The sequence below is a fragment of the uncultured Thalassospira sp. genome (assembly GCF_963976115.1).
Lineage (GTDB): Bacteria > Pseudomonadota > Alphaproteobacteria > Rhodospirillales > Thalassospiraceae > Thalassospira.
On the sequence record NZ_CAXBJJ010000016.1, the window covers coordinates 1 to 25115 of the forward strand.

Sequence of the window (25115 nt, forward strand, 5' to 3'; positions counted from 1 at the left end):
GCGGACTTCTCCTTGCCAGGCGGCAGACTGCGCTGGCAAAATGGGTCATATTAAAAGAAACATGCTTTAGGGTCCCCGGCAACGTCGGCAACAGGTAGAAAAGGGATTTCAATTGTGCGGTGGGTAAAATGGCGCGGCACAAAAGCAATCCCGGTCGGAGCATTGCACCCCGAGCGGTGAAAAAGAGGAACACCGGACAGCCTGCCTGTGGGCGGCAGGCTGTCCGCGCAAGGCGATTACATGATGCCTTTTTCTTTGTAGTAACGTTCTGCACCCGGGTGCAGCGGCAATGGCATGCCTTTAATCGCATTTTCCAGTTTGATCGCCTTGGCAGCGTTGTGGGCAGCTTCAAGGGTCGGCAGGTTTTCAAACAGCTGTTTGGTCATCTGATAGGCGATTTCATCGGAAACGCCGGAATGACTGACCAGGAAGTTGACGATGGCCACGGTCGGAACATCGTCGGCCTGCCCTTCATAGGTGCCAGCCGGAATTTCGCGGGCAATATAAGGGGCACCCAGCTTGTCGGTAACGTCAGCAGGAACCGACACAATGGTGACTTCCATTGATGCCGACAGATCCTTAAGCGATGCAACGCCAAGACCGGCAGATTGCAGGGTCGCATCAAGCTGACGGTTTTTCATCAGTTCGACCGATTCTGCAAACGGCAGATATTCAACTTTGCCAAGGTCCTCATAGGACATGCCTGCGGCTTCGAAAATCTTGCGAGCGTTTAGCTCGGTGCCCGATTTCGGCGCGCCAACAGAAACGCTTTTGCCTTTGAGGTCGGCCAGCGACTTGATACCGGATTCCTTGGACGCCACGATCTGGATGTAGTTCGGATAAATGGCGGCAATACCGCGCAGCTTATCAAGTGGCTTTTTAAAACCGACTTCTTCGTTGCCTTCCCAGGCAAGTTTAACTGAATCGCCCAGGGCAAAACCGATTTCGCCCCGGCCAGCCTGTAGCAGGTTCAGGTTTTCAACCGAGGCTTTGGTTGACTGAACCTGGGTGCGGGCCCCTTCGATCTTTTCGCCATAAACATTGGCCAGTGCCGCGCCCAGCGGGTAATAAACACCCGATGTACCGCCGGTCAGAACATTGATAAATTCGTCGGCCTTGGCCATCGAGACGGAGCCAAAGCTCAGTGCTACCGCCATTGCCCCTGCAAGTACGGATTTCGCACGGATAGATGTCATCAGGTCTTCCTCCCTTGAAGATATGAATTCGGTTGCACCCCGGTGCCGCATCCTTCACGGTTCTTTCTTCACGCCAGCGTGAAGCAGCTTAGGGGACTTCCAAAGAATAGGCCAGATTATATCTGTGGCATATATACATATTGTCGTACCGAAATCTGTTTGGCATTGCAGCGACCGCATTGCAACAGTGTTTAATAGATATGAAAAACCTCAAATATGTCGCATCAGGTTATTTTTTCGCCACAAAGCAGTGTTTTTTGTATAGTCCACGTTAAGTAGTTCAATTTTTGAAACGAGGATCCAGGTGAGTAAGATTGCGCTTGTGGATGACGACCGGAACATTCTGACATCGGTTTCGATGGCACTGGAAGAAGAAGGTTATGAAGTCAGCACCTATTCCGACGGGTCAGAAGCCTTGCATGCTTTGACCAGGGAAGAGCCGGATCTGGCCGTTCTGGATATTAAAATGCCGCGTATGGACGGGTTGGAACTTTTGACGCATTTGCGCAAAAAGACCCAGATGCCGGTTATTTTCCTGACATCCAAGGATGACGAGGTCGATGAATTGACCGGTTTGCGCCTTGGTGCGGACGACTATATTAAAAAGCCGTTTTCCCAGCGTTTGCTGATCGAACGTATTCGCACCCTTTTGCGCCGCGCTGAAATTATTCGCGCCGGGGGTGTGCGCCCGACCGGGTCGGATGATGTTATCCAGCGCGGCGACCTGGTGCTGGATCCGTCGCGCCATATGTGCAGTTGGAAAGGTCAACATGTGAACCTGACCGTGACGGAATTTTTGTTGATTCAGGCACTGGCAAAACATCCGGGCCACGTTAAAAACCGCGATCAGCTGATTGATGCGGCCTATGGCGAGCATATTTATGTCGATGACCGGACCATTGACAGTCACATCAAGCGCCTGCGCAAGAAATTCCGCGAAACTGACAGGGAATTCAAGGAAATCGAGACGCTCTATGGTGTGGGGTATCGCTACCGTGATACGGCAGCCGCCGTTGTTCCTGGTGCCGTTGGTATTTCAACGGACTAAAGCATATTAAAGGAAAAATGCTTTAGGCATCAGGCTTCTGGCATCAAACATCAAGCACGGCTTCAACAACCCGGCGCGCACAAATGTGCCGGGATAAAGTATGGATTGCATGAGCGATAAAACTGCTTCGGCACCCCAACAGGGCGGAAACCAGACCGATTCCCGATCCGGCGAGGCGCGTTCTGTGCGCCTCGAGGAACGGCATGGGTTATTTTCTCCGCTGACATGGCGAATCCTTGCCGTTAATGCGCTGGCCCTTTTTGTGCTGGTGGCGGGGATTTTGTATCTGGGGCGTTACAAGCAGGAACTTATTCATTCCGAACTTGAAGCAATGGCCGTGCAGGCCGAAATGTATGCAGCCGCCCTGTCAACCGCGGCTGTGGGGCGCGGCGATGATGCCACTGAACGGGTTAAACTGGAAACCGCGCGTGAAATGGTGCGGCGCCTGGTGGGCATTACCGGGGCGCGCGCCCGTTTGTTTGGTGCCAACGGGCAATTGATTGCCGATAGCCGCAATATTCAATCCTTTGGTGCCGGTGCCGTGCAGGCCGAAGAATTGCCCGCCCCGGGGGATGACGACGAACTTGCCGAGATTATGCGCAACCTGACCGAAGGGGTGTTATCGCTGTTTGAAGGCGATCAGCCGTTGCCGCTTTATGTGGACCCGCCAATTGCCAGCGCATCGGATTACCCCGAGGTGCGCGCCGCCCTTGCCGGTTATTCGCGCGGGGTGGTGCGGGTCGATGGAAGGGGGCGGCGGGTATTGTCGGTTTCGGTGCCGGTTCAGCGGTTCAAGCAGGTTCTGGCATCGATCATGCTGACCAAAAATGGCGACACGATTGAGAGTGCCCTGCACGCGGTTCGGCTTGATATCCTGAAAATCTTTGTTTTTGCCTTTGGTATTACCGTGCTGCTGTCGATTTATCTGGCCGGGGTGATTACCCGTCCGCTAAACCGGCTGGCCCGTGCCGCTGAACGGGTGCGGCGTAGCAAAAATCGCCAGTTCACCATCCCCGATCTAACCGACCGTAACGATGAAATTGGCGATTTGTCGGGCACCTTGCGCGATATGACGGAAACCCTGTGGGACCGCATGGATGCCATTGAACGTTTTGCCGCCGATGTGGCCCATGAAATCAAAAATCCGCTAACATCTTTGCGCAGTGCTGTTGAAACCGCGACCCGGTTAAAAGATGCCGAACGCCAGCGCCGCCTGATGGAAATCATTGCCGAAGACGTGCAGCGCCTGGACCGGTTGATCAGCGATATTTCCGATTATTCACGCATGGATGCTGAATTGTCGCGCGCTGAAAGCGAAGAAGTTGATTTGCGGATTTTACTGCAAACCCTGTCGGAACTTTACAATGCTGGCGGGAAAGGGCCACAGGTGAAGGTCTCCGCCCCTGAAAATCTGGTGGTGCCCGCCCTTGAAAGCCGCCTGGTGCAGGTGTTTCGCAATCTGATTTCCAACGCCCTGACCTTTAGCCCCGAAGACGGCGAAGTGCGCGTGCGGGCATGGCGCGATAAAAACCAGGCCGTGATTACCATCGAAGATGACGGGCCGGGCATACCGGCGGGCAAGGAAGAAGCCATTTTCAACCGGTTTTACACCGAACGTCCCTCAAGCGAGAAGTTTGGTCAGCATTCCGGGCTGGGTTTGTCGATTTCGCAGCGAATCGTCGCGGCCCACAATGGTCACTTGAGTGCATCGAATCGCACCCTTGAAGGGGCGGTTAAAGGGGCCATGTTTACCGTGCGTTTGCCGCTATAAATGGCGGCCATTCATTGCTTGAATATGTTTTTTGTGCAGTGCGGGCGGTTTACCTTAATTCCCCGTTTGACAAGCCGTGCCGGGCCGCGCATCGTTTTGCCCGACATGACACAGCTTCACGCAAACTGCGTCGCGTTTGACGGGCTCGGCATTTTGTTGCGAGGCCCGTCAGGCAGCGGCAAATCCGATCTTTCCCTGCGCCTTATTTCGCGCGGCGCGCAACTGGTATCGGATGACTGGACCAATATTGTTGCGCAAAACGGGGTTCTGGTTGCCTCCGCCCCCGATGAAATTGCCGGATTGATGGAAATACGCGGGTTGGGCATTGTTGCGGGTATGGCGCTTTGCCCTCATGCCGAAATTTGTGTCATTGCTGATCTGGTCGAACCCGGTGCAGATGATATAATTGATCGTATGCCAGACCTTGCAAGCGATATTCTGTGCGGGGTTTCACTTCCGGTCTGGAAGATAAATGCGTTCGAGGCCAGCGCGCCTGACAAAGTCAAAATGGCCCTGGCCCTGGCCACCGGGAAGATGCGGATTGTATCATGACTGACTTGCCCCAAAAAACTGACCTGCCGCCAGGCAGCAAAAGCCAGCCCGCCCACGCCGATACGGTTGATGCCCTGACCGTCATGCGTGCCCGGGCGCGCGACACGGATCAGCATGGCGGTGGCAACCCCGATGCCCGGCTGGTGCTGGTCACCGGTGTTTCGGGGGCGGGGCGCACCACCAGCCTTAAAATTCTGGAAGATTTTGGCTTTGACGCAGTGGATAATTTGCCCCTGCGCCTGTTGCCCAACCTGTTATCGGGCGATGCCGAATTACATGTGCCTGTTGCCATTGGCCTTGATATTCGCACCCGCGATTTTGGCGTGGACCAGTTTGGCGATATTATCGCTTCCCTGCGGGCGCAAAGCGGGCTGGATGTAACGGTGGTTTTTGTTGATGCCGAAAATGCTGTTTTGCAACAGCGTTTTACCGAAAGCCGCCGTCCTCATCCGCTGACCCAGGACCGGCCGCTGGTTGATGCGATTGCCCATGAAAAACGGTTAATGGCCCCGATTGCCACCATCGCAGATGTGCAAATCGACACATCTCGTTTAAAGGCAGCCGAACTTCGCAAAATTTTACAAGATCAGTTCGCCAGCCCGACATCCGGGCAGATGGCGATTTTTGTCAAAAGCTTTTCGTTCCGGCAAGGGGTGCCGGGCGAAGCCGACCTTGTTTTTGATGTGCGCTTTTTGCGCAATCCGCATTATGATCCCGATCTTCGCAATCTGACCGGCATGGACCTGCGGGTGGGGGATTATGTTGCGCAGGATCGTGATTTTGCCGGTTTTATGGATCGGTTAAAGGCCCTGATCGGGCCGATACTGCCCCGCTATGCCGAAGAAGGTAAAAGTTATCTGACCATTGCGGTCGGTTGCACTGGCGGGAAACACAGGTCCGTGTATATTGCGCGCCTGCTAAATGAGTGGATATCAACACTGGGATATGACGTTCATCTCAGTCATCGTGACAAACCGGCAGAGCCGGATGAAACCAAGCAGGGGGAAATGATTTGATGGAGAAAACGGCATGATCGGGATGGTGCTTGTCACCCACGGCGATCTCGCACGGGAATTTGTTGCCGCGCTTGAACATGTTGTTGGCGCGCAGGACAATGTCGCAGCCGTGTGCATCGGGCCGGATGACGATATGGAACAGCGTCGTGCCGATATACTGGCTGCGGTCGAGGAAGTTGATAGTGGTCAGGGTGTGGTTCTGTTGACCGACATGTTCGGTGGGACGCCGTCCAATCTGGCGATTTCCATTATGGAACAGGCCCATGTCGAAGTGATTGCCGGGGTCAATTTACCGTTATTGATCAAGCTGGCATCGGTTCGGGTTGAGGGGACACTGGCCCAGTCAGTGAATGCCGCACAGGATGCAGGCCGGAAATATATCAATGTCGCTTCACGTTTGTTAAGTGGCGAAGAATAAGACCATTAAAGGTGCGGCAGCCAGGATCCGATTTCCTTCTGCCGACGGGGAACAGAATGTCGCAAACTGAAAAGCATATCGTTACCATCGTCAATCAGCGTGGATTGCACGCGCGGGCGGCGGCGAAATTTGTTAAACTGGCGGGCGAGTTCGAGGCCCGTATCATGGTTCGCAACCGGGGAACCGAGGTTTCGGGGGTGTCCATTATGGGCTTGATGATGCTGGCAGCATCAACCGGCACTGAAATTGAAATAGAAGCAACCGGCATGGATTGTAATCAGGCGATTGCGGCACTAAGTGAACTGGTCGAGGCCAAGTTCCACGAAGAATAGGGTCGGCATCCTAAAACGGTAAAAACCGATCAGGAAACGTTTGCAAGTTACACCGCGCGATACGACTGACCAGAGCAAGGACGCCTCGGTTACCGGGCGACGTATGATTGTCGGCCTGGGGGCTTCTGGCGGCATCGTCATTGGCCGGGCCTTTGTGCTGGACCGGCAATATATCCATGTTGTTCGTCAGACCATTTCTTCTGACCGTATCGACGACGAAGTCGCCGCCCTGCATCGGGGCGTTGATGACAGTATCGAGCAGTTGCGGCGCCTGAAATCGCAATCTGGTGCGCGGGAAGCCTCGGGGTCCGACGAACTGGGTTTTCTGCTTGATGCCTATATCCAGATGCTGACGCAGTCGCGCCTGTTGCGTGGGGCCGAAGACCGGATTCGCCAGCAGAAAATGAATGCGGTCTGGGCGGTCAGCGACGTGATCGACAGCATCGCCCAGCAATTTTTCGGCATTAAAGACAAATACATTGCCGCGCGCGCCGCCGATATTCGCGAGGTGGGCCTGCGCCTGATGCGCAGCCTGACCGGCGAAAGTGACCGTGCGTTAGACCAGGCCCCGCCGGGCGCCATTCTGATTGCCGAAGAACTCAGCCCGGCTGACATGGCCCGCCTGCAACCGGGCAGTGTTGGCGCGTTTGTAACCGCCATTGGCGGGGCCGAAGGCCACACGGCCATTATGGCCCGGGCGCTGGGCCTTCCGGCTGTTTTGGGGGCGGCGGATATTATTCGCGGCATTTCGGGGGGCGATACCATCATTGTTGATGGTTTGCGCGGCGAAGTTATTTTGCGGCCCACTGCGGCTGATTTGGCCCTGTATGGCAAAAGGCGGGAAGACTGGCAGGCAAAACGTACCAAATTGCTGGGCTTGCGCAGCCTGCGGTCGGAAACCCGGGATAATGTGCCGGTAGAACTGCATGCCAATATCGAATTGCCTGTCGAGGTCTCGACCGTTTTGCAAAACGGGGCATCGGGCATCGGGCTTTTGCGCAGCGAGTTCATGTTTATGAACAAAAGCTATCTGCCCGATGAAGAAGAACAATATCAGGAACTTGCCGGTATTGTCAGCCAGATGAAAGACCTGCCCGTTACCATCCGGACCCTTGATATCGGCGGTGAAAAACTGGCAGTGGCCCTGCAAAACGACGTTGGCAGTGGCCCGAATCCGGCGCTGGGGCTGCGTGGTGTGCGCTTGTCACTGCGCCGCGAGGATTTGTTGGAAACCCAGCTTGCCGCCATTTTGCGCGCATCCTTGCACGGCAAGGTTCGCGTATTGGTGCCTATGGTGGTGACTGTGGGTGAAATGACCCGTGTGCGCCAGATTTACACCAAAGTCGCCGACCGTTTGCGCTGCGATGGTCATGCCCTGCCCCAAACGCTGCCGCCGCTCGGCGCGATGATCGAAATACCGGCCGCCGCCCTTAGCATTGATGCGCTGGCGCGCGAATGCGAATTTTTTGCCATCGGCACCAACGATTTAACCCAATACACCCTGGCCATTGACCGCAGCGACGACCAGGTGGCGCATTTATATGACCCGCTTCATCCCGCTATTTTACGCCTGATTTACGAGGCGGCAAAGGCCGCGGCCCGTACGGGCATCCCCATGAGTGTTTGTGGTGAAATGGCCGGGGATCCGCGCTATACGCCTCTGTTTTTGGGCATGGGACTGCGTAAATTATCGATGTCGCCGGGCAGTTTGTTGCAGGTAAAACAACGGGTGCGCCGCCTTGACAGCCGGACATCCGAATATCAGGCCCAGCAAATTCTGGATCAATGGGACCCGGACCGTATTGCCGTGATGTTAGATGATTTTAACGATCTGGCCTGATCGCGCCGGTTTGCCAACAGCGTAAGTTTTCTTTGCGGGCTGGGCACTGGTTATCACATGACAGCGTACCGATATGTGGCAGGCACGCCGCGCCATGATGTGAACAGCGCGTTGGGCGATATGTTTGGCGTTGCGTTTGCCACGGGAATAAGAAAACACTTGATGCCGATATAAACATATCTTTATATATGCGTCAGGCAAGGTTGGCATTGCTGGCCAGATGCACGTAATTTAACGGCGGTTTCATTTCCTTTTTCGGTGAAAATCGGCAAAGGATATGAAAGCGCCATATCTGATTGATGGAGACGACATGTCTAATTTTACCGATTGCAAGGTCGCAGACCTTTCGCTGGCCGGCTGGGGTCGCAAGGAAATTGCGATTGCCGAAACTGAAATGCCGGGCCTGATGGCGCTGCGCGAAGAATTTGGCACCACCAAGCCGCTGAAGGGTGCCCGCATTGCCGGTTGCCTGCATATGACCATTCAGACCGCCGTTCTGATGGAAACCCTGATTGCCTTGGGCGCCACCGTTCGCTGGTCGTCTTGCAACATTTTCTCGACCCAGGATCAGGCTGCGGCGGCGATGGCTGCGGCTGAAATCCCGACTTTCGCCTGGAAAGGTGAAACCGAGGAAGAATTCTGGTGGTGCATCGAGCAGACCATCGAAGGGCCGGATGGCTGGAAACCGAACCTCATCCTGGATGATGGCGGTGATTTGACCCAGTTGATCCACGAAAAATACCCGGAACTGCTGGCCGACATTAAAGGCCTGTCCGAAGAAACCACCACGGGTGTGCATCGTCTTTATGAAATGGCAAAAAAAGGCACCCTGAAGGTTCCGGCCATCAATGTGAATGATTCGGTCACCAAATCGAAATTCGATAACCTTTATGGCTGTCGCGAAAGCCTGGTTGATGGCATCAAACGCGCCACCGACGTCATGGTTGCGGGCAAGGTTGCTGTTGTTGCCGGTTATGGCGACGTGGGCAAAGGCTCTTCTGCATCCTTGCGCAGCCAGGGTGCCCGCGTTCTGGTCACCGAAATTGACCCGATCTGCGCGCTTCAGGCCGCAATGGAAGGTTATGAAGTCACCACGATGGAAGATGCCGCACCGGTTGGCGATATTTTCGTCACCACCACCGGTAACATCGATATCATCACGCTGGACCATATGCGGGCGATGAAAGACCGGGCAATTGTTTGCAATATCGGCCATTTTGATTCCGAAATTCAGATCAATTCGCTGCGCAATTACAAATGGGACAACGTCAAACCGCAGGTCGACGAAGTTGAATTCCCCGATGGCAAACGCCTGATCGTTCTGGCCGAAGGCCGTCTGGTCAATCTGGGTTGCGCAACCGGTCACCCCAGCTTTGTGATGTCGGCATCCTTCACCAACCAGGTGCTGGCCCAGATCGAATTGTGGACCAACCACGCCAATTACGAAAACCAGGTTTATGTTCTGCCCAAACACCTTGACGAAAAGGTTGCTGCCCTGCACCTCGAACGTCTTGGCGTCAAGCTGACCAAACTGTCTGCCGAACAGGCCGAATACATTGCCGTTCCGCAGGCTGGTCCGTTCAAGCCGGATCATTACCGCTATTAATTGCCGCACCTTTTCCGGCACAACAAGCAACCGGCCCGCATTGATGTGCGGGCCGGTTTTTGAATATTCTGTCCATTTGCCCATTGAAAATGCCCGGCGTCACCTCGCACTTGACCTGCCTTGGCCTGGCTTGCCGAGCTGGCGGGAAACCTTATGTTCGATCCGCTTGATCAAGACGGATACTTTAATAGCTGTTGTTACATTAACAGGGCTTCGTGGATGGGGTGGTCTGGGCTGTAACGGTGGTTGAGCAGGCCGATTAATTCTCGCGAAAACTGTTTGCCGTCATCAAACAGTTTGCGTAATTCCGGGTGGTTGCGGTCGTTCTGGTCGATTTTTTCCAGCCGTTGGCGAATTTCCGGGTCATTCAAGCGCGATAGAAAATGATCGTACAGTTCCAGGGCCGCCAGGCTTTTGTCGCCAAACACCGTTTGCAGGCGCGTGATCGGCGGTAATTGCAACAATTCGGACAATTTGGCCCGTTTGCCAACATAGTCAAACCCGGCGGTTTCAGCCGCAGCGATAATGCCGCCGAAATACAGCATCTTGCGCGAAAAAACCAGTTTCAGGCGGCGTGGTGCCCATGCTTTGGCCCGACCTTCACGGGTTTTGATCTCAAAATCCACGCTGATGGTGCGGTAATAGCGGATCACGTCATTGACCAGAAACCGCGCAATTGAGTCGCGCGTGACATTTTCGGTGACGTAATTGGCAATCAATTCGTCAAAAAAGGCGCGTTTGGCCGGTTCGTTATACAGCCATTCGCATTCCAGCAAAAACAGCAACCGACGTGTGGTAATGGAATTTGTATCGCCATCCAGACCAATGCGGTTGACCAGTTCCTCGGCCGGGACATAGGCCGAAAACGGCCCGCCAACGGCTGGCTTTTTGGCCACCATGGCCCCTAAAATATCGCCAACATCGCGATAGGGGGCCAAATTGCGGTCGGCTTCGCGGCCAATCAGAAAATAGTCCAGATCCGATTGGTCCGATGCCTCGTGGCGGCCAAACGACCCGGTCACAACCACGCAAAAGGCACTGCCGTGTAAATGCGCAGCCAGCGCCTGACGCATATTGGTCAGATGCCGGGCCGAATATTTTTGGTTTTGGGCAATACAATCGGGCAGCACAACCGGTTCCGTTTTCTTCGTTTTGAAGGGTTTTACTTTTGATATTATTGACATAACGCTGCGCAATTAAAAACCGGGATTACGGTGTCGGGCGGCGCATTTTTGTAAAATCTGTCAATATTTCGCCCCGTTCGACGGTTACTATCGTCGATAGGGAATAAATATCCCACGAAAATCAGGACCACCAAAGGTGGCCTTAAAACGATACCGGCAAGGCACCTGGTATTGCAGAAATGGTTGATCGACACCGCAAACAAAGGAGTGCCTGTTAAAGTGCAGCTTCGCAAATTTTTGAGGATATTGCCCGTGATCGCAGGTTTGGGGGCAATGCCTGTGCAGGCCTATGGCAAAACCGAACCGACCTTTAACGATATGACGGCGGGCGAAATTCGCGACCATATCGAAAACAAACATCCGGCGGCCTATTATATTCTGGCGCAAAAGCTGTTTAACGCGGCACAGCGCCAGGAAGCGGTTTTCTGGTTTTATGCCGGTCAGTTGCGCTATCGCGTTTATCTGACCTGCCACCCCGATTTGCCCGCCGATGGTGACCCGGCCCTGTTTGGATCACTGAGCGAACAGATCGGACGGCCGCTTAATGTGTATGCGTTTGGTAATGTTGATGCCCTGAGTGCAACACTTGACCGGGTGCTGGACTGGGATCGGGAAACACCTAATGGTTTCACCCCGAAACCCCAATGTGTGGACGCTGTTAAACTGCAACGCGCCGGGCTGGATGATTTACGCCGTATGGTGATCAGCCAGGCCGATGACATCCGTAAGACGCGACGTGAAAACGGCCTTCCAAACCATTAGGAATACTTGGTTTTAAAAACAATATTCACAAACTGTCCCGGGTTTCTTCCACAGAAAAAATGCCGTTTTCCTGCGGTTTTGCACATTCCGCCCACAAAGTTTTCCACAGGCATCAAGCGCGCCCGCCATTGGCTTTTGGCGGTTTAAAAACAGGTCGCCGAGGCAGCATCTGAACCCGATGTTCGATAGGCTATTTTGGCGAATGTGGGACAACAGGGGCTTGAAAACAGGTCTTATTTGGCCGGGCAGATGGCATTGCGGCGGCGAATTTGCCCGCTTAATGAAAGGGCAGCCAGTGCAATCAGGACCATGCCATAGCCATTTGCGGTTGTGATCAACCCAACCTCGTGCACCATTGTACCTGCCACAAGGGCCGGGACACTGAACGCCAGATAGGACATTACGTAAAATGCCGACATAAGACCGGCACGCTGATGGGGTTCTGCCAGGGGCATCAATGTGCGGACAGACCCTAGAAAACTGCCGCCAAATCCGGCACCGGCAACAAGATATCCCAGAAAAAACAACCACAATTGACCGCTATTGACGGCAGTCAAAATGACGGTAATACCGCTGGCCTGGATTGTGGTGCCCAAAAGCAGCACCCGGGCCGGGTCTTTCGTGCGCAATGTTAGCACTGAAATCGTGCCGGAAAGTGCCAGAATCGCCACCACAATTCCGCCATTGAGCGAAGATGTTGACCCGGTTGCCGCTGTAATAAGGGAGGGTGCGAGCGACAGGGTAAACCCGCCCAGGGCCCATGTGGCAATATTGACCGGGGCAATTTCAAGCATGGCCTGGCGCGCCGCAACAGGCACAGAAATACGCGGATATAATGATTTTAAGGCCCCCGGCCGACGTTTTGCCGTTTCGGGCAGGCCAAAAACCATCAATGCCTGCACCACCATTAATCCCGCCATGCCCCAATAGGTCAGATGCAGGGGCATTGGGGCATATTCAACCAGAATGCTGGCAATAAGTCCCCCGGCAGCAAGGCCTATGAGGGGGGAGATACTGTTAAAAAGTGGCCCTTTTTCATGGTCGCTGTCAAACAGGGCAGCGGCAAGGACACTGGTGGCGATACCTGTGGCAAGCCCCTGTAGGACACGGGCAAAAAGAAGCCCGGCAATGCCATCGGCATTGATAAACAGGGCCATCGATAATATTTCCAGTATCAGGGCTGCAAAAATAACCGGTTTGCGGCCAATATGGTCGGAAAGTGACCCCAGAATTAACAGGGAGACTAAAAGTGTGAACGGATAAACCGCAAAAATCAGGGTCAGCATTGGTGCCGAAAAATGCCAGGCCTGCTGATAGAGGTGATACATCGGTGTTGGTGCAGCCGAGGCCGCAAGAAAGGTCATTAAAACCAGTGACAGAAACCAGCGCACAGCCGGGTGGGGCGCATCGGGAACAGTGATATGAGATGGGGAACTCATCAGCATCTCCATAAAGGCGAATTATTTGCGTTAAGTGCAGTGTGATGTAAAACCTCGCTTAACGCAAATAATTTGTGTTAAGGTGTTTCATGGCGATTAACAAAGGCATACGCACCGGCGGTCGTAGCGCCCGGGTGCAACAATCGATTCATGCGGCGGTAAAAAGCCTGCTCGATACCTATGATCGGGCGGATGTGACCGTGCCAATGATCGCCCAGCAAGCAGGTGTTACCCCCTCGACCATTTATCGGCGCTGGGGCGATATTTCGACCTTGCTGGCCGATGTTGCCCTGGAACGGTTTGATCTTGACGATACATTGCCCGATACCGGTGATTTTCGCTGTGATGTTCTGGACTATGCGGAACAGTATTTTGACGAGATGAACTCGGATCTGGGGCGGTCGATGTTGCGCAATATGATTGCGTCAGATGATAACAGTTCGACCTTGCGCTGTGTCGATATGCTTACAACACGCCTTGGGGAGTTGGCCGGACGGGCAGCCGCACGCGGTGAAACCGTTCCCGCGACCGACTTTTTAATCGATGGTATCTTTGCCCCCATGGTCTATCGCATTTTGTTTTCATCCATAGCGCCCGATAATGCCTATGTGCGGGGGCTGGTGGATCGTTGTTTGCCACCTGAACAAGTGGTGCGTTTTTAACAGCCGCGGGCATTAAAGGAAAAGTGCTTTAAAGGAAAAGTGCTTTAATTGGCTCAGGATTTCGGGTTTGCAGACCCCAGGGATGGAGGATGAAATGACGGATGTGGAAAATGAAAATCTGGACCAGTCGCCGTCCCGCCCTGTTTTTCTATCGATTGGCCCCGATCTTTGGCAAACCCCGCGATTGACGCTGCGCCCGCCGCAGATCAGTGATCTGCCTTTTCTAAGCGATATGTTCGCGCGCCCCGAACTGACCCGCCACCGGCCTGACCCAACACCGGACGATGCTGCCGCCAGTGCGGCACGGCTGGATCGCGATATGGCACATTGGGCAGAACACGGCTTTGGCCGTTGGGCGGTTCTGGATGGTGAAAAAATTGTCGGCTTTGGTGGTGTTGCGCATTCGCTTCATTACGATGTGCTTAATCTTTCCTATCATGTGCACCCTGACTGTTGGGGGCGTGGTTTTGCCAGCGAAATTGCCCGGGCTGCGGTTTTTTATGCCCGCCATAATTTGCAGGCACCGCTGATTATCGGGTTGGCACGGGCGGTTAACCCGGCATCGCAACGGGTGTTGATACGGGCCGGTCTGGTCTATCAGCGCGATGTGTTGCTGTATGGCGAAATGACCGGCCTGTTTGAATTGCGCTGATATAAAATTTTGCGGATCGCAACCGATCGTCGGCCTCCTCCATCGGCATGTCGTTTCCCGGAGACATGATATTACCCCAGGAAAATCTGGCTGGACGGATAGCGAATGCGCGGGGGCACCCGGGTCGCCATGAAAAAACCCAAGGTTAACGGGCCAATACGGCCAATAAACATGGTCAGGATGATAACGGTGCGGCCTAATGTATCAAGGTCGCCGGTTGCCCCGCGTGACAGGCCCACGGTGCCAAAGGCCGAGGCCACCTCGAACATCAGGTCTAAAAAGTCGCCATCATTTGAAAGGGTGATCAGGAACAGGGCGGTTGCCACAATCAGCATGCTGATCATGGTTAAGGCCAGCACCTTTAAAACTTCTTCAAGGGCGATGGCGCGGCCAAAGGCGTGAAGTTGTTGCCGACGTTTGAAAAACGCAACCGTTGCCAGCAAAAGGACAATAAAGGTTGTCACCTTGATGCCACCTGCCGTTGATGTGCTGCCGCCGCCAATCAGCATGAGCAAGATGAAGGTCAGGGTTGTGCTGTCATGCATGCCGGCAATATTGACGGTGTTAAACCCGGCGGTGCGCGTTGTGGTGCCCTGAAACCAGCTGATCTGTAATTTGTCAAAAATACTGGCGATATGGCCCAGTGTGGCGGGATTGTTCCATTCCAGAATGGCAAATGACGAAACCGACCACAAAATCAAAGCCGCACTGCCGCACAGCATCAGTTTGCTATGCAGTGAAAACTTTTGCCAGCGGCGCACATAATACAGATCGGACAGCACACTAAAACCCAGCCCGCCGATCAACAACAAACCCGGCACGGTCACATTGACCAGCGGGTTGGTGGCATAGCGGGTTAAACTGTCGGGAAACAGGGAAAACCCGGCATTGTTAAAAGCCGAAACCGAATGAAACAGCGCCTGCCATAGCCCTTCGGCCCAGCCCGCATCGGGGATGAACACAAAAGCCAGCAAAATGGCCCCGATCAGTTCGCACAGTAAAACCACCCGCAAAATGACTTTGACCAGCCGGATCAAATCGCCGATCGAGGTCTGGTTTAAATCCTCGCGCAGATAGGTGCGGTGGGGAATATCAATTGGCAGGCCCAGAACGGATAGCACCAGGGCGGCAAAGGTCATCAGGCCCAGTCCGCCCAACTGGATCAGAACCAGAAGAACAATTTGCCCAAACAGGCTGAAATGGCTGCCAACATCCACCACCGACAGGCCGGTAACGGTGACCGCCGAGGTTGCGGTAAACAGGGCATCGGACCAGGTCAATGGTTGGGAAACGCCGGGTATTTTAAAAAGAACGGTGCCCAGAATGATCAATATCGCATAGGTCGCGGCCAGCACCGCAGGGGGCGGGATGCGAAACTTTTTTGAGGAAATCTGCGGCAGCGAAATTTGCATGACTTGGAAAGATAACCTTGAAAACAGGTGGTGTTGCACCCGTACTTTTTTAAAATGGCGATGACCGCAGGCGGGCTTCGGGCCTATAAGCCATCGCCAAACAGGCGCAATTCATCGCGGCGGCCCAGCACCATCATTTTATCGTCCTTTTTGAGCTGAATATTGCCTTCGCAACCCAGATAGTCGCTGCCACGCATGACGCCAAGGCAGCGGGTTCCGTATTCCTTGCCTAATTTAAGGTCGCTTAACGGTGTGTTTTCAAGCTCTTCGGGAACATTGATATTAATAACATGGAAATTGTTGCCCAGACTAAGATAGTCGCGCACCGCAGGGTTATGCAGCATTTGTGCAATATGCTGGCCCATTTCCTGTTCCGGCAAAATCACCCGGTCCGCCCCCATTTTGCTGAGGATACGGTGGTGGGTTTTGCTTTGCGCTTTGACCCAAACGGTTTTGATGCCCATCAGTTTGACATTCATGGTGCATAAAATATTGGCTTCCAGATCTTCGCCAATGGCGACAACGGCCACGTCATAATGGTCGGCCCCGGCCTGGCGCAGGGCTTCTTCATCGCGGCCATCGGCAATCACGGCTTCGGCCACCGTGTTGGCAAGGTCGCTGACGTTTTTTTCGTTGATGTCAATGCCCAGAACCCGGTTGCCAAAACGGGCCAGTTCGATGGCAATGGTGCCGCCAAATGTGCCCAGACCGATAATGACAAAGCTGCGTTTTATCTTGTCTTTGGTTTGCGCCATGAAACGGAAAATCCCGGTTATGATGTGGTGTGCGCCATGATTTGCAGGGTGATGGCAACACGGGCAGACATCGGCAAACATCTATTGTGAACAATGTCGGGTTTCACCCTCAACGTTTGGTATATGTGCTTGTTCCGCCTGTAAGGGGCAGGCCAGGGGCAGGGTGCGTCCTTGCAGGTTTAGGTCAGGAGCCTAGTCAAACAGGCTGGCGGCGGCGGCCTGTTGTGCCGGGTCTGCCAGGTTGCCAACACGGCGCAGAAAGCTGTGTTTTTCTTCGTAATAGCGTTTGCCAAGGTCGGCAAAGCTGGTCACCGCGACCTCGGTATTAATGTGAAATTCGCGTTTGGGCACTTTGGTCGCCTGTTCTGCCCCGATTAAATTGGCAAGGTCGGCGTCGATCACGTCGGCAACCCCGTCCAGTTCGATACGGTTTTTCAGGCTGTGCAGAAATTTGCGAAAGGCCGGATGGCGGCGCATAAAGGCCGTTTCGGTCAGCAAAAAGTCATTGGCGGCAAAGTCCGGCGCGTTATCAACCACAAATTCCCGGCACAGATGGTCGGTGGCAAAGCACATCGGCCCGAAAATGAAATTGCGATAGATGTCTTCTTTTAACTGCCAGAACTTGTCAAGGCGCTGAAGCGATTCGTCATCAAGCTTGACCGCCGCATCAAGCAACAGGCGCGGATGGCAATGCACATAATGTGGATGCACATATGTTTTTGTCCGGCTAATGCCTTCCAGCGTATCAATATTGACCGGGCCGGTAAAAAGGGTGGCGTGCGGGTGGTCGGATTTTTTTGACAAAATCGCAATCACCGCTTCCGGGTCTACATTGTGCTTTTCCAGCAAATGACGCACCGATAAATCCAGGTCCACTTCACCCAGAATGATTTTGTTGGTCAGTTGATGGTGGTTCAGTTTGAACCGCCGGGCAAATTCAGGTTCGAGCGTATGGGAAAACGGCCCGTGACCAATATCGTGCAGCAGGGCGGCGGCGCCTAAAAGATCGCGATCTTGTTCGGGCAGCCCGTTTAACCGGCAATATTGTTGCGATAACAGGGCAACGCCAATGCTGTGATCATAGCGCGAATGCCGGATATTGGCCGGTTTGCCGTTGGGATGAAACAGATAGTCGATGGCACCCAAAAACGAAATCTCGCGCAGCCTTTCAAAGGCGTGCGAGGCGATCAGGCGTTTATGTAGGGGGCGATCAAAGGCCGAACTGATCTGTGCGCGTTTGAAATGATAGCTATATTGCGGCGCATTGGGAAACAGCTGGTTCCATTCCCGGATGTCTTCGGCGTTAAAGTCGCTATCAAACAGGTCCTGGGCGACGGGGGTTGCCGGTGCCGGGGGGGACGGTGCGGGCGAATCCTTGCGCGGCGCTGCCGGTCTTGGCGTGGCGCGTGGGGCAAAAAGATCCAGCTGCGGTTTGACACTCATTCTGATACTAACTGCGTCGATTTTTGATCAAGTTAACGGCATTGGCAGACATAGCCCGATTTCCCCCTTATGTCATTGCAGATTTTCCCAAAATCGCCGAAACTGCCCTCAAGGTCAGGACCTGTTAATAGGATCGAAATGGTTTTAAAATCACGCGTAACTGCGCATAAAATATAAATGGATGATTGGTTGTAAATACGTGACAGGGGTTTGGTCCACATACCGTAAGGCATGTCGGCGTCTTCGTCGTTTGACGACGAAACAAGACCCGTTTGTCATGTCCAAATTATGGCAATTTGGCGTGTTTTCAGCATGTTATGGCGTTATTTTTGAAATTTTCCAGCCAGGTGTTGTTCATGCGCAGGCCCGCAGTGCGGCGTTGCAGGCCGACCCTGAAATTACAGTTTCCTCCGGCGACTTTTTATCGGCGATTGGCGCCCTTGGCGCGCGGGATTTAACCGTGATCGGGCTGGCAACATTGGGCGGTGCCGCGATTGCCAGTGCCATTGGCTGGCGCCTTGCTGTGCGGATGCGCCGCCATCTTGACGAAGCAGAAGACCACGAATCGCAAATGGAAGACACAGCCGCCCTGTTTACCCATCTGTTTTATGCCGCCCCTGACCCGGTTTATTATTGGGCGCATAAAGGATTCGTCGATGGCGGCAGCCCGGCCTTGATGCGCAGTTTCAATCTGGCGGTTGATGCGCGCTTTCCTGATCTGCTTGAACTGTTGCGCGATGAAGATGCCCGCATCTTGCAAGACCGGGTCCGGACCCTGAAATCCACCCACGAACGATTCGCCATCTGGATAAATGCGATTGATGGCCGCAAGTTTCATGTGACGGGGACGGTTGCCAGGCGGGATCGTAAATCGTCGGTGCTGGGCCATGCGGTGTGGTTTCGCGATGAAACCCGCCATACCCGCGAACGTGAAAGCCAGATTGGTGATTTTGCTGCCTTGCGACAGGATGTTTCCAGCCTGCGCCACGTGATCGATGAATTGCCGTTTCCAGTGTGGCGGCGCGATAGCGAGCTTAATCTGGTTGATTGTAATGCCGCCTATGTCGAGGCAGTTGAACATAAAACCGCGCAAGAGGTTATCCGTGCCGGTAGTGAACTGGGTGCGGGTTCTATCCCCGATCAGGGCCGCGCGCTGGCGGCATCGGCATTGCGCAATAATGAAACCACAACGCGCGATTACCACGTTGTCATGCAGGGCGACCGGCGTTTGCTGCGTATTACCGAATCTCCGGTCATGCAGGGCGATGATGTTGGTGGCATGGTGGGTTTTGCCATTGATTGCACCGAGCTTGAGGAAAAACAGGCCGATCTGTCGCGCCATGTGCGCGCCCACGCCGAGGTGCTGGAAAATCTGGGCACGGCAATTGCCATTTTTGGCGGCAACAAACGGCTGATTTTCTTTAACGCGGCTTTTGCCGCGCTGTGGGACCTTGACGAGGAATGGTTGCTGGGTGAACCGGCCCTGGAAGATTTGCTGCGCCGCTTGCGCGATGAACGAAAATTGCCCGAGGTCACCGATTTCGGCCAGTTCCGCGATCAGGAAAACCAGCGTTTCACCGATCTTTTAAAACCGGTCGAAGACCTGTTGCATTTGCCAAACGGTGTAACATTGCGCCGGTTTGTGTCGCCTCATCCGTTTGGCGGGCTGATGTTTGCCTATGAAGATGTCACCGACAAGCTGGTTTTGGAAAGCAGCTATAACACCCTGATCGCGGTTCAGCGCGAAACGCTGGAAAACCTGCATGAAGCCGTTGGCGTGATTAGCGGCGATGGCCGCTTGCGCCTGTATAACCATGGTTTTGGCGATATGTGGGCGCTTGATGATGTGTTTTTGGCGGCCGCCCCGCATCTTTCCGATGTGATTGAAAAGTCGCGCGATTTCTGGTCCGTTCCGGGTGATTGGGGCAAGTTTAAAAGCCGCATGGTCGCACGTATTACCAACCACGAACCGATGTCGGGGCGCCTCGAACGCAGCGACGGCAGCATCATTGATTTTGCCGTGGTGCCCTTGCCCGACGGGGCGGTGATGATGTCTTACCTTGATGTCACCGACAGCATTCGGGTTGAACGCGCCCTGCGCGAACGGAACGAGGCCTTGCGCACGGCCGATCAGATGAAGTCTGATTTTATTTCCACCGTCTCGCGCGAATTGACCCGGCCATTGGACCATATCAACGGCTTGGCCGACCGGATGTTGCCGCATCTGCATGGCAATGTGTCGCAATCGGTGGAGATTATCCGCACCGAAGCGCAAAGTATGCTGGCGCTGGTGGATGACATGCGCGATCTTGCCACATTGGGGTCCGGGCAGGTGGCGCTGGAACTTGATACCGTTGATCCGCGCCGGTTGCTGCGCTCGCTCGAGGCGCTCACCCGGGCGCGTCTGGCGGAATTGAATGTATCATTGCGGCTTTATTGTTCGCGCAATATTGGCTGGATGGTCGCCGATGAACGCCGCCTGAAACAGGCCTTGTTCATTTTAGTAACCAACGTTTTGCGTAATGCCCCCGAAGGCAGCGAAGTTTCAGTTGTGGCCCGTCGTCGGGGCGAAAACATTGAAATCACCATTGGCCTGACCGATGAAACCCCGCAACCCATGCTGTTTGAAGGGTTGCGCGATGGTGAACCGGCATCGGCGCGCCGGGCCCTGGGCATGGCCATGGTGCGCGCCGTGGTCGAAATTCATGGCGGGCGGGTTAAAATCAGCCGCGATGGCCGCGAAATTTCCTGTATCCTGCCTGCGGGCGAAGAAAGCGATCTTGGGTGAAAACCGGTGGTCGGCACATATTTTTAAACAGAACAAAGCCGCCGTTCCGACAGGGAACGGGCGGCTTTGTTATTTGGTAAGTGGTGCCGTTGTCCTCAGACAGTCACGCGAAACGGCACCTCATTCCCGGCCAGGCAGGCATCGATATTATCAAGGGCACGGCTGCCCATTGCGGTGCGGGTTTCGGCGGTGGCTGATCCCAGATGGGGCAGCAAAAACGTGTTGGGTAAATCGCGATAGGCGGGCGCAATATCGGGTTCGCCTGCAAATACATCCAACCCGACCGCCGCCAGATCGCCCGATTTAAGGGCGACAATCAAATCGGCATCATTAACCACATCGCCGCGTGCGGTGTTGATCAGGATGGCGCCTTTGGGCAGTTTTTGCAGCAAAGCGGTGTTGACCATGCCACGGGTTTCGGCGGTGGAGGGGCAATGCAGCGACAGGAACTGGCAATGGGGCAGCAAGGCATCAATGCTGTCATGATAGGTCGCCCCATTTTCCTGATCGGCGGGCAGGCGTGTGCGGTTGAAATAATGGACTTCCATATCAAATCCGCGCGCCCGTCTGGCCACGGCCTGGCCGATGCGGCCCATGCCGATAATGCCCAGTTTTTTGCCGGTTACCTGCGTACCGATCATGTGGGTTGGCCGCCATCCGCGCCAGCGCGCTGTGCGAATTTCGGCTTCGCCTTCTCCGGCACGGCGGGCCGCACCCAATATCAGCAACCAGGCAATATCGGCGGTGGCATCGGTTAAAACGCCCGGTGTGTTGCCAATAATCACGCCTTTTTCGGCGGCTGCCGCAAGGTCGATATGGTCGGTGCCCACCGAAAAGGTGGCGATGATTTTGACCCTGGCAGGCAAGGCTTGGAAAAAATCGCGATCAATCGGGTCGCCGACCGAAACCAGTATCGCATCCGCATCCTGTGCCAGGGCCAGAATTTCTTCGCGGGTCAGCGGGGTGTCGCCTTCGTTGAGGCGCACATCATAGCTGCCCCGGGCGCGGGCTTCGATATTGGCGGGCAGGCGGCGGGTAATGGCAAGAACCGGTTTCATCTTTTCAATCCAGATCGCGGTGGAAAATATCGGCGACAAGCGTATTGGACGGGATGCTTTAGAACAATTGATGCATTGCCAGACGAATGCCGATAACCGTGATCGTTAGCGATAACAGGAAATCGAGCATGACAATGGCAACAGCATTAAACAGAGGCACAGACAAGGTTAGCATCACAATGTAACCGCCATAAACCATCATCGCGACGACCGAAAGCAGGGCAAACCCGCCCGCCCCCAGGCCCGGAAATGCGGTACCCAGCAACAGGGCCAGCAAATAGACCGCCATTTGCAAGACGCTGGACCAGTTATAAACCGTGATAAAGGCAATATAGCGCGATTGGCGCTCCAGCATGGCGGTGATGTGATGCATTACCAAGGGGAAGGCCAGCCATTTGATGACAAAGGCGATGGTTTCAATGCTGAGGTAACGCACCACGGGAAAATCATCGGGCGCACTGCCCAGATCATGCCAGCGCAACAGGGCGAAGGCCGGAAAAACAATGACAGCGGCGATGAAAGATCGCCAAAAGCCGTTAAGTGTAAATGTAAAATAGCCCAAGCCACGCGCATCGCCGTGGGCAATGCGCCATGTGCCATACAGGGCGCGCAGGGTTTCTGTGGCGATCGTCATGGTGGCGACTGATTTCCGGTGTTTGGGCCAACAGGGTGGCGTTTTTTAAGGGTGTATCCAACATAGGGGGTTTTGAACCCGATTGGAACGAGGCAGCCTGCGAAATATGATCTGACTCACAGGAACGACCTTACCCGTAACGATGAGCGCGCGCGATATTGGTGCGCCGACAGGATACCGCTTACAGAAAATGGCGGACCATTTGGCACAAGGTCCGCCATTTTTCTCGGTGTCCCGGTGCGATACAAACTGGCATCGCAGCGATCAGGTTTTAGTCATCGCTGTGCACCGACCAGCGCAGGGTGGTTTCCTTGCCCGCAGGCAAAGTGATCTGCCATTTAACCTGGCCTGCTTGCAGGTTCTGGTGCGGATTGTTTTCGTCGATGATTTTCCAGTTGGCGGGCAATGTTTCTTCAACGCTTACCGTTTCATCGCGCGGACCACTGTTTTTCAGTGTCCATTCCAGGGTGGCGGCAACTTCGTCGGGCAGGTTTTTACGTGCCTGGCGGTCATAGGAAACAACATGGCGGCTGCCGACAATGTCGCTGGCTTGGCCCAGTGTCAGGTGGGCCTTTTCGCCCGCCGGGGTCAGGTTGATCTGGTCTTCGCCCAAAAACGTGGCAATGCCATCGGCATCATTGGCGTAAATGCGAATTTGTCCTGCGGGCCACGGGCTTTGTTTGTCCGCGCCACCATCGTTTTCGACGGTCAATTGCAATTCCGGTCGGATAAAATCCTCTCGTGTGCCATCGCCGCTGTAATAAATTGATGTGTTGCCATAAAAGGCCATTTCACGTGTGACCTTGATCTGGCGGTTATCAAGCAGGGGCAGGGTGACGGCATCGCCATCTTTCATGTTCAGGCCGTTATAGGGGCCATAAACATGCAGGTTTTCAAATTTGCTGCGGTCGGCCTGTCCGCCCATGCTATCGGCACTGGCCGACATCAGCATTTCGGTGCGCATGGCTTTTGCCACCGGTCGGGGCGAATTCTGGTTGGGGTCACCGGCAATCAGTTGCAGGTTGGCATTTTCAATGTCGCCGCCACTGTTATTGACAATGCGGGCGCGTGCGCCCAGGTCCAGCGTGCCGGTTTTGCTGTCATAATGCCCGATATAGGCCGTTTGCCAGTTAATACCGCCAATCAGATAGGCCAGCGATACATGGTCGGTGGCCGCAGATGTGCGAACGGTGGCATCCAGCGAGGGGCGGGTGGTGTAATCTTCGGGCAGGGCAGGCATGACGATGTTTTGGGTGGGCACATATTCAATGCCATCATCGGTTTTAACCAGCGCCTGCCCATCAAGCGCAATCAGCGTGGCCTTGATCAGGTCATCATCGCGGCGGATTTTAACGTCCTTGCCAACAAACTGCTGCAACAGGGCATAGCCGCCGCGCGGGGCGGTGGGCTGGGTGGTGGTGATCAGTTGCAGGTTGGTGTTTTTATCGGCCCCGAGCAGCAACGAATCATCGATCAGGGTTTGGGGCAAATCCATGATTTTCAGGGTCTGGCGACCAGCAGGCAGGGTTGCCTTTCGTTGCTCGGCGATCATGGTCAGATTGCCGGGGTAAACCGTCATGCGCAATTTGGTGCGATCGGATGCCACCAGCACAACAGAGGTTTCCGCATTTTCGGCAGCCTCGGCGGCCTGTGCATCGGAAACGGACAAATCCGGCGCCCCAAACAGGGTTGCGCCCAGGATGGTTGCAAGAACAAGGCGGTTGCGCATTTCTGATGCCATGAAAGGGTCCTTTTGACGTGTGACAGCCGATTGGGCCTATATGTGTTTCAATAACGGGCAGTCTGACGGGCAAAGATGGCATCAAAAAGGAAAACACCGTTTATTTTGCCAGAAGACCAGTAACAAGTTTTTGAAATGGTTAGCGCAATTATGACTGATGCCGTCAAAGTGTGAAATGCAAAATATAATAAAAAGGGAGAACCCTGAATTGGATTCTCCCGGAGCGGTAGCAAGGCTACCGGGTTTGGTGCCGGGGGCAGCCTTGATGATCTGATAAAGTTGTTTAGGCCGTTAAAGGATGGCGGAAATCGTATTGCGGTTTATTCAGCCGAACCTGAAATGCCGTCTGTCGTGCGGTGTCGATCAGGATCGGGGCGCGCAAATTAACGGTCATTTCTACGGTATCTTTGCCGTCGGGCTTTTGCAGGGTAATGATCAGCACGATGGCAAGGTCCTGGGTCGCAATCCCGTGTGTTGCGGCAATCGGATCGATATCTTCAGGCGCAATCAGGTTGCTCTCGGGGTTGTAGGGGGCAATAATAAAGGCCAGTTCCGGATCGGTCAGGCATTGCAGTAATTTGAACGAACTGGTGATTTCGTTGGGGAAATTGGCCAGGGCAAATACGTTATTGTCAGAAAAACCGCTAAGACCGGCCGGCATATAAATGGCCTTGTCCCAGCGGAACTCGCGATCTCCCATCAGGGTCGAGATCGTGATCGTCTGCGGAATATTGTTTTCGTCAAGTTCTTCGCGGATGAAATTCTCTAACATGTCTCGCTCCGATGCCGTATTGAACTGTCCTTTA

At 54.3% G+C, this 25115-nt stretch carries 22 protein-coding genes; 12 read left to right on the plus strand and 10 right to left on the minus strand.

Translation table 11 applies throughout. The features are described from left to right. Nucleotides 1-236: 236 nt before the first annotated feature. A complete protein-coding gene (locus AAC086_RS18990; RefSeq protein WP_339781072.1) occupies nt 237-1196 on the minus strand; it encodes a TAXI family TRAP transporter solute-binding subunit in 960 nt (319 codons plus the stop codon). 304 nt (nt 1197-1500) lie between these two features. Between AAC086_RS18990 and AAC086_RS18995 the strand changes: the two genes are divergently transcribed. The 8 genes from AAC086_RS18995 to ahcY all read left to right on the plus strand — a co-directional run bounded on the left by AAC086_RS18995 (nt 1501) and on the right by ahcY (nt 9779). Next, nucleotides 1501-2244: a response regulator transcription factor gene (locus tag AAC086_RS18995; protein ID WP_339781074.1), complete on the plus strand. Its 744-nt coding sequence runs from the start codon at nt 1501-1503 to the stop codon at nt 2242-2244. Between the two features lie 109 nt (nt 2245-2353). Next, nucleotides 2354-4015, plus strand: coding sequence for a stimulus-sensing domain-containing protein (locus AAC086_RS19000; protein ID WP_339781076.1), 1662 nt, complete (start codon nt 2354-2356; stop codon nt 4013-4015). Between the two features lie 105 nt (nt 4016-4120). Further along, nucleotides 4121-4567, plus strand: a complete 447-nt coding sequence (locus tag AAC086_RS19005) for an HPr kinase/phosphatase C-terminal domain-containing protein (RefSeq protein WP_339781078.1) — start codon at nt 4121-4123, stop codon at nt 4565-4567. After that, nucleotides 4564-5583 (plus strand): RNase adapter RapZ, encoded by a 1020-nt coding sequence (gene rapZ, locus AAC086_RS19010; protein WP_339781079.1) that lies wholly within the window; start codon nt 4564-4566, stop codon nt 5581-5583. Before AAC086_RS19005 ends, rapZ begins: the two co-directional genes overlap by 4 nt. A gap of 13 nt (nt 5584-5596) precedes the next feature. Next, nucleotides 5597-6001, plus strand: a complete 405-nt coding sequence (locus AAC086_RS19015) for a PTS sugar transporter subunit IIA (RefSeq protein WP_339781081.1) — start codon at nt 5597-5599, stop codon at nt 5999-6001. Between the two features lie 56 nt (nt 6002-6057). Continuing rightward, nucleotides 6058-6333, plus strand: a complete 276-nt coding sequence (locus tag AAC086_RS19020; RefSeq protein ID WP_339781083.1) for an HPr family phosphocarrier protein — start codon at nt 6058-6060, stop codon at nt 6331-6333. Between the two features lie 40 nt (nt 6334-6373). Further along, entirely contained in the window at nt 6374-8173 is a 1800-nt protein-coding gene (gene ptsP, locus AAC086_RS19025; RefSeq protein ID WP_339781085.1) for a phosphoenolpyruvate--protein phosphotransferase, read from the plus strand. Nucleotides 8174-8483: 310 nt separating this feature from the next. Next, on the plus strand, nt 8484-9779 hold the full coding sequence (gene ahcY / locus AAC086_RS19030; protein WP_339781086.1) for an adenosylhomocysteinase: 1296 nt from the start codon (nt 8484-8486) through the stop codon (nt 9777-9779). Between the two features lie 197 nt (nt 9780-9976). On the opposite strand, the gene AAC086_RS19035 is transcribed toward ahcY, so the two are convergent. After that, on the minus strand, nt 9977-10909 hold the full coding sequence (locus tag AAC086_RS19035; RefSeq protein ID WP_339781088.1) for a DUF294 nucleotidyltransferase-like domain-containing protein: 933 nt from the start codon (nt 10907-10909) through the stop codon (nt 9977-9979). 306 nt (nt 10910-11215) lie between these two features. On the opposite strand from AAC086_RS19035, the gene AAC086_RS19040 reads away from it, so the two are divergent. Next, nucleotides 11216-11725 carry a hypothetical protein gene (locus tag AAC086_RS19040; protein WP_339781090.1) on the plus strand — a complete coding sequence of 170 codons (510 nt, stop codon included), beginning with the start codon at nt 11216-11218 and terminating at the stop codon, nt 11723-11725. Nucleotides 11726-11958: 233 nt separating this feature from the next. On the opposite strand, the gene AAC086_RS19045 is transcribed toward AAC086_RS19040, so the two are convergent. Further along, on the minus strand, nt 11959-13164 hold the full coding sequence (locus AAC086_RS19045; RefSeq protein ID WP_339781091.1) for an MFS transporter: 1206 nt from the start codon (nt 13162-13164) through the stop codon (nt 11959-11961). An 89-nt stretch (nt 13165-13253) separates the two neighbouring features. On the opposite strand from AAC086_RS19045, the gene AAC086_RS19050 reads away from it, so the two are divergent. Then, complete coding sequence (locus AAC086_RS19050; RefSeq protein ID WP_339781092.1) at nt 13254-13826, plus strand: TetR/AcrR family transcriptional regulator C-terminal ligand-binding domain-containing protein; 573 nt, start codon at nt 13254-13256, stop codon at nt 13824-13826. 94 nt (nt 13827-13920) lie between these two features. Further along, on the plus strand, nt 13921-14478 hold the full coding sequence (locus tag AAC086_RS19055; protein WP_339781093.1) for a GNAT family N-acetyltransferase: 558 nt from the start codon (nt 13921-13923) through the stop codon (nt 14476-14478). 71 nt (nt 14479-14549) lie between these two features. Here the strand turns inward: AAC086_RS19055 and AAC086_RS19060 are convergent, their stop codons facing one another. The 3 genes from AAC086_RS19060 to AAC086_RS19070 all read right to left on the minus strand — a co-directional run bounded on the left by AAC086_RS19060 (nt 14550) and on the right by AAC086_RS19070 (nt 18088). Further along, nucleotides 14550-15890: a TrkH family potassium uptake protein gene (locus tag AAC086_RS19060; protein WP_339781094.1), complete on the minus strand. Its 1341-nt coding sequence runs from the start codon at nt 15888-15890 to the stop codon at nt 14550-14552. A gap of 83 nt (nt 15891-15973) precedes the next feature. After that, entirely contained in the window at nt 15974-16645 is a 672-nt protein-coding gene (locus tag AAC086_RS19065) for a TrkA family potassium uptake protein (protein WP_339781096.1), read from the minus strand. A gap of 192 nt (nt 16646-16837) precedes the next feature. After that, nucleotides 16838-18088, minus strand: a complete 1251-nt coding sequence (locus AAC086_RS19070) for an HD domain-containing protein (RefSeq protein ID WP_339781098.1) — start codon at nt 18086-18088, stop codon at nt 16838-16840. A gap of 250 nt (nt 18089-18338) precedes the next feature. Between AAC086_RS19070 and AAC086_RS19075 the strand changes: the two genes are divergently transcribed. Next, nucleotides 18339-20876, plus strand: coding sequence for a PAS-domain containing protein (locus AAC086_RS19075; protein WP_339781100.1), 2538 nt, complete (start codon nt 18339-18341; stop codon nt 20874-20876). A 95-nt stretch (nt 20877-20971) separates the two neighbouring features. Here AAC086_RS19075 and AAC086_RS19080 read toward each other — a convergent pair whose 3' ends face one another. The 4 genes from AAC086_RS19080 to AAC086_RS19095 all read right to left on the minus strand — a co-directional run bounded on the left by AAC086_RS19080 (nt 20972) and on the right by AAC086_RS19095 (nt 25081). After that, complete coding sequence (locus AAC086_RS19080) at nt 20972-21934, minus strand: D-glycerate dehydrogenase (protein WP_339781101.1); 963 nt, start codon at nt 21932-21934, stop codon at nt 20972-20974. Nucleotides 21935-21992: 58 nt separating this feature from the next. Then, a complete protein-coding gene (locus AAC086_RS19085; protein WP_339781103.1) occupies nt 21993-22568 on the minus strand; it encodes a hypothetical protein in 576 nt (191 codons plus the stop codon). Between the two features lie 271 nt (nt 22569-22839). Continuing rightward, nucleotides 22840-24309, minus strand: a complete 1470-nt coding sequence (locus tag AAC086_RS19090) for a DUF4139 domain-containing protein (protein WP_339781105.1) — start codon at nt 24307-24309, stop codon at nt 22840-22842. Nucleotides 24310-24592: 283 nt separating this feature from the next. After that, on the minus strand, nt 24593-25081 hold the full coding sequence (locus tag AAC086_RS19095; RefSeq protein ID WP_339781107.1) for a flagellar assembly protein FliW: 489 nt from the start codon (nt 25079-25081) through the stop codon (nt 24593-24595). Nucleotides 25082-25115: the final 34 nt, after the last annotated feature.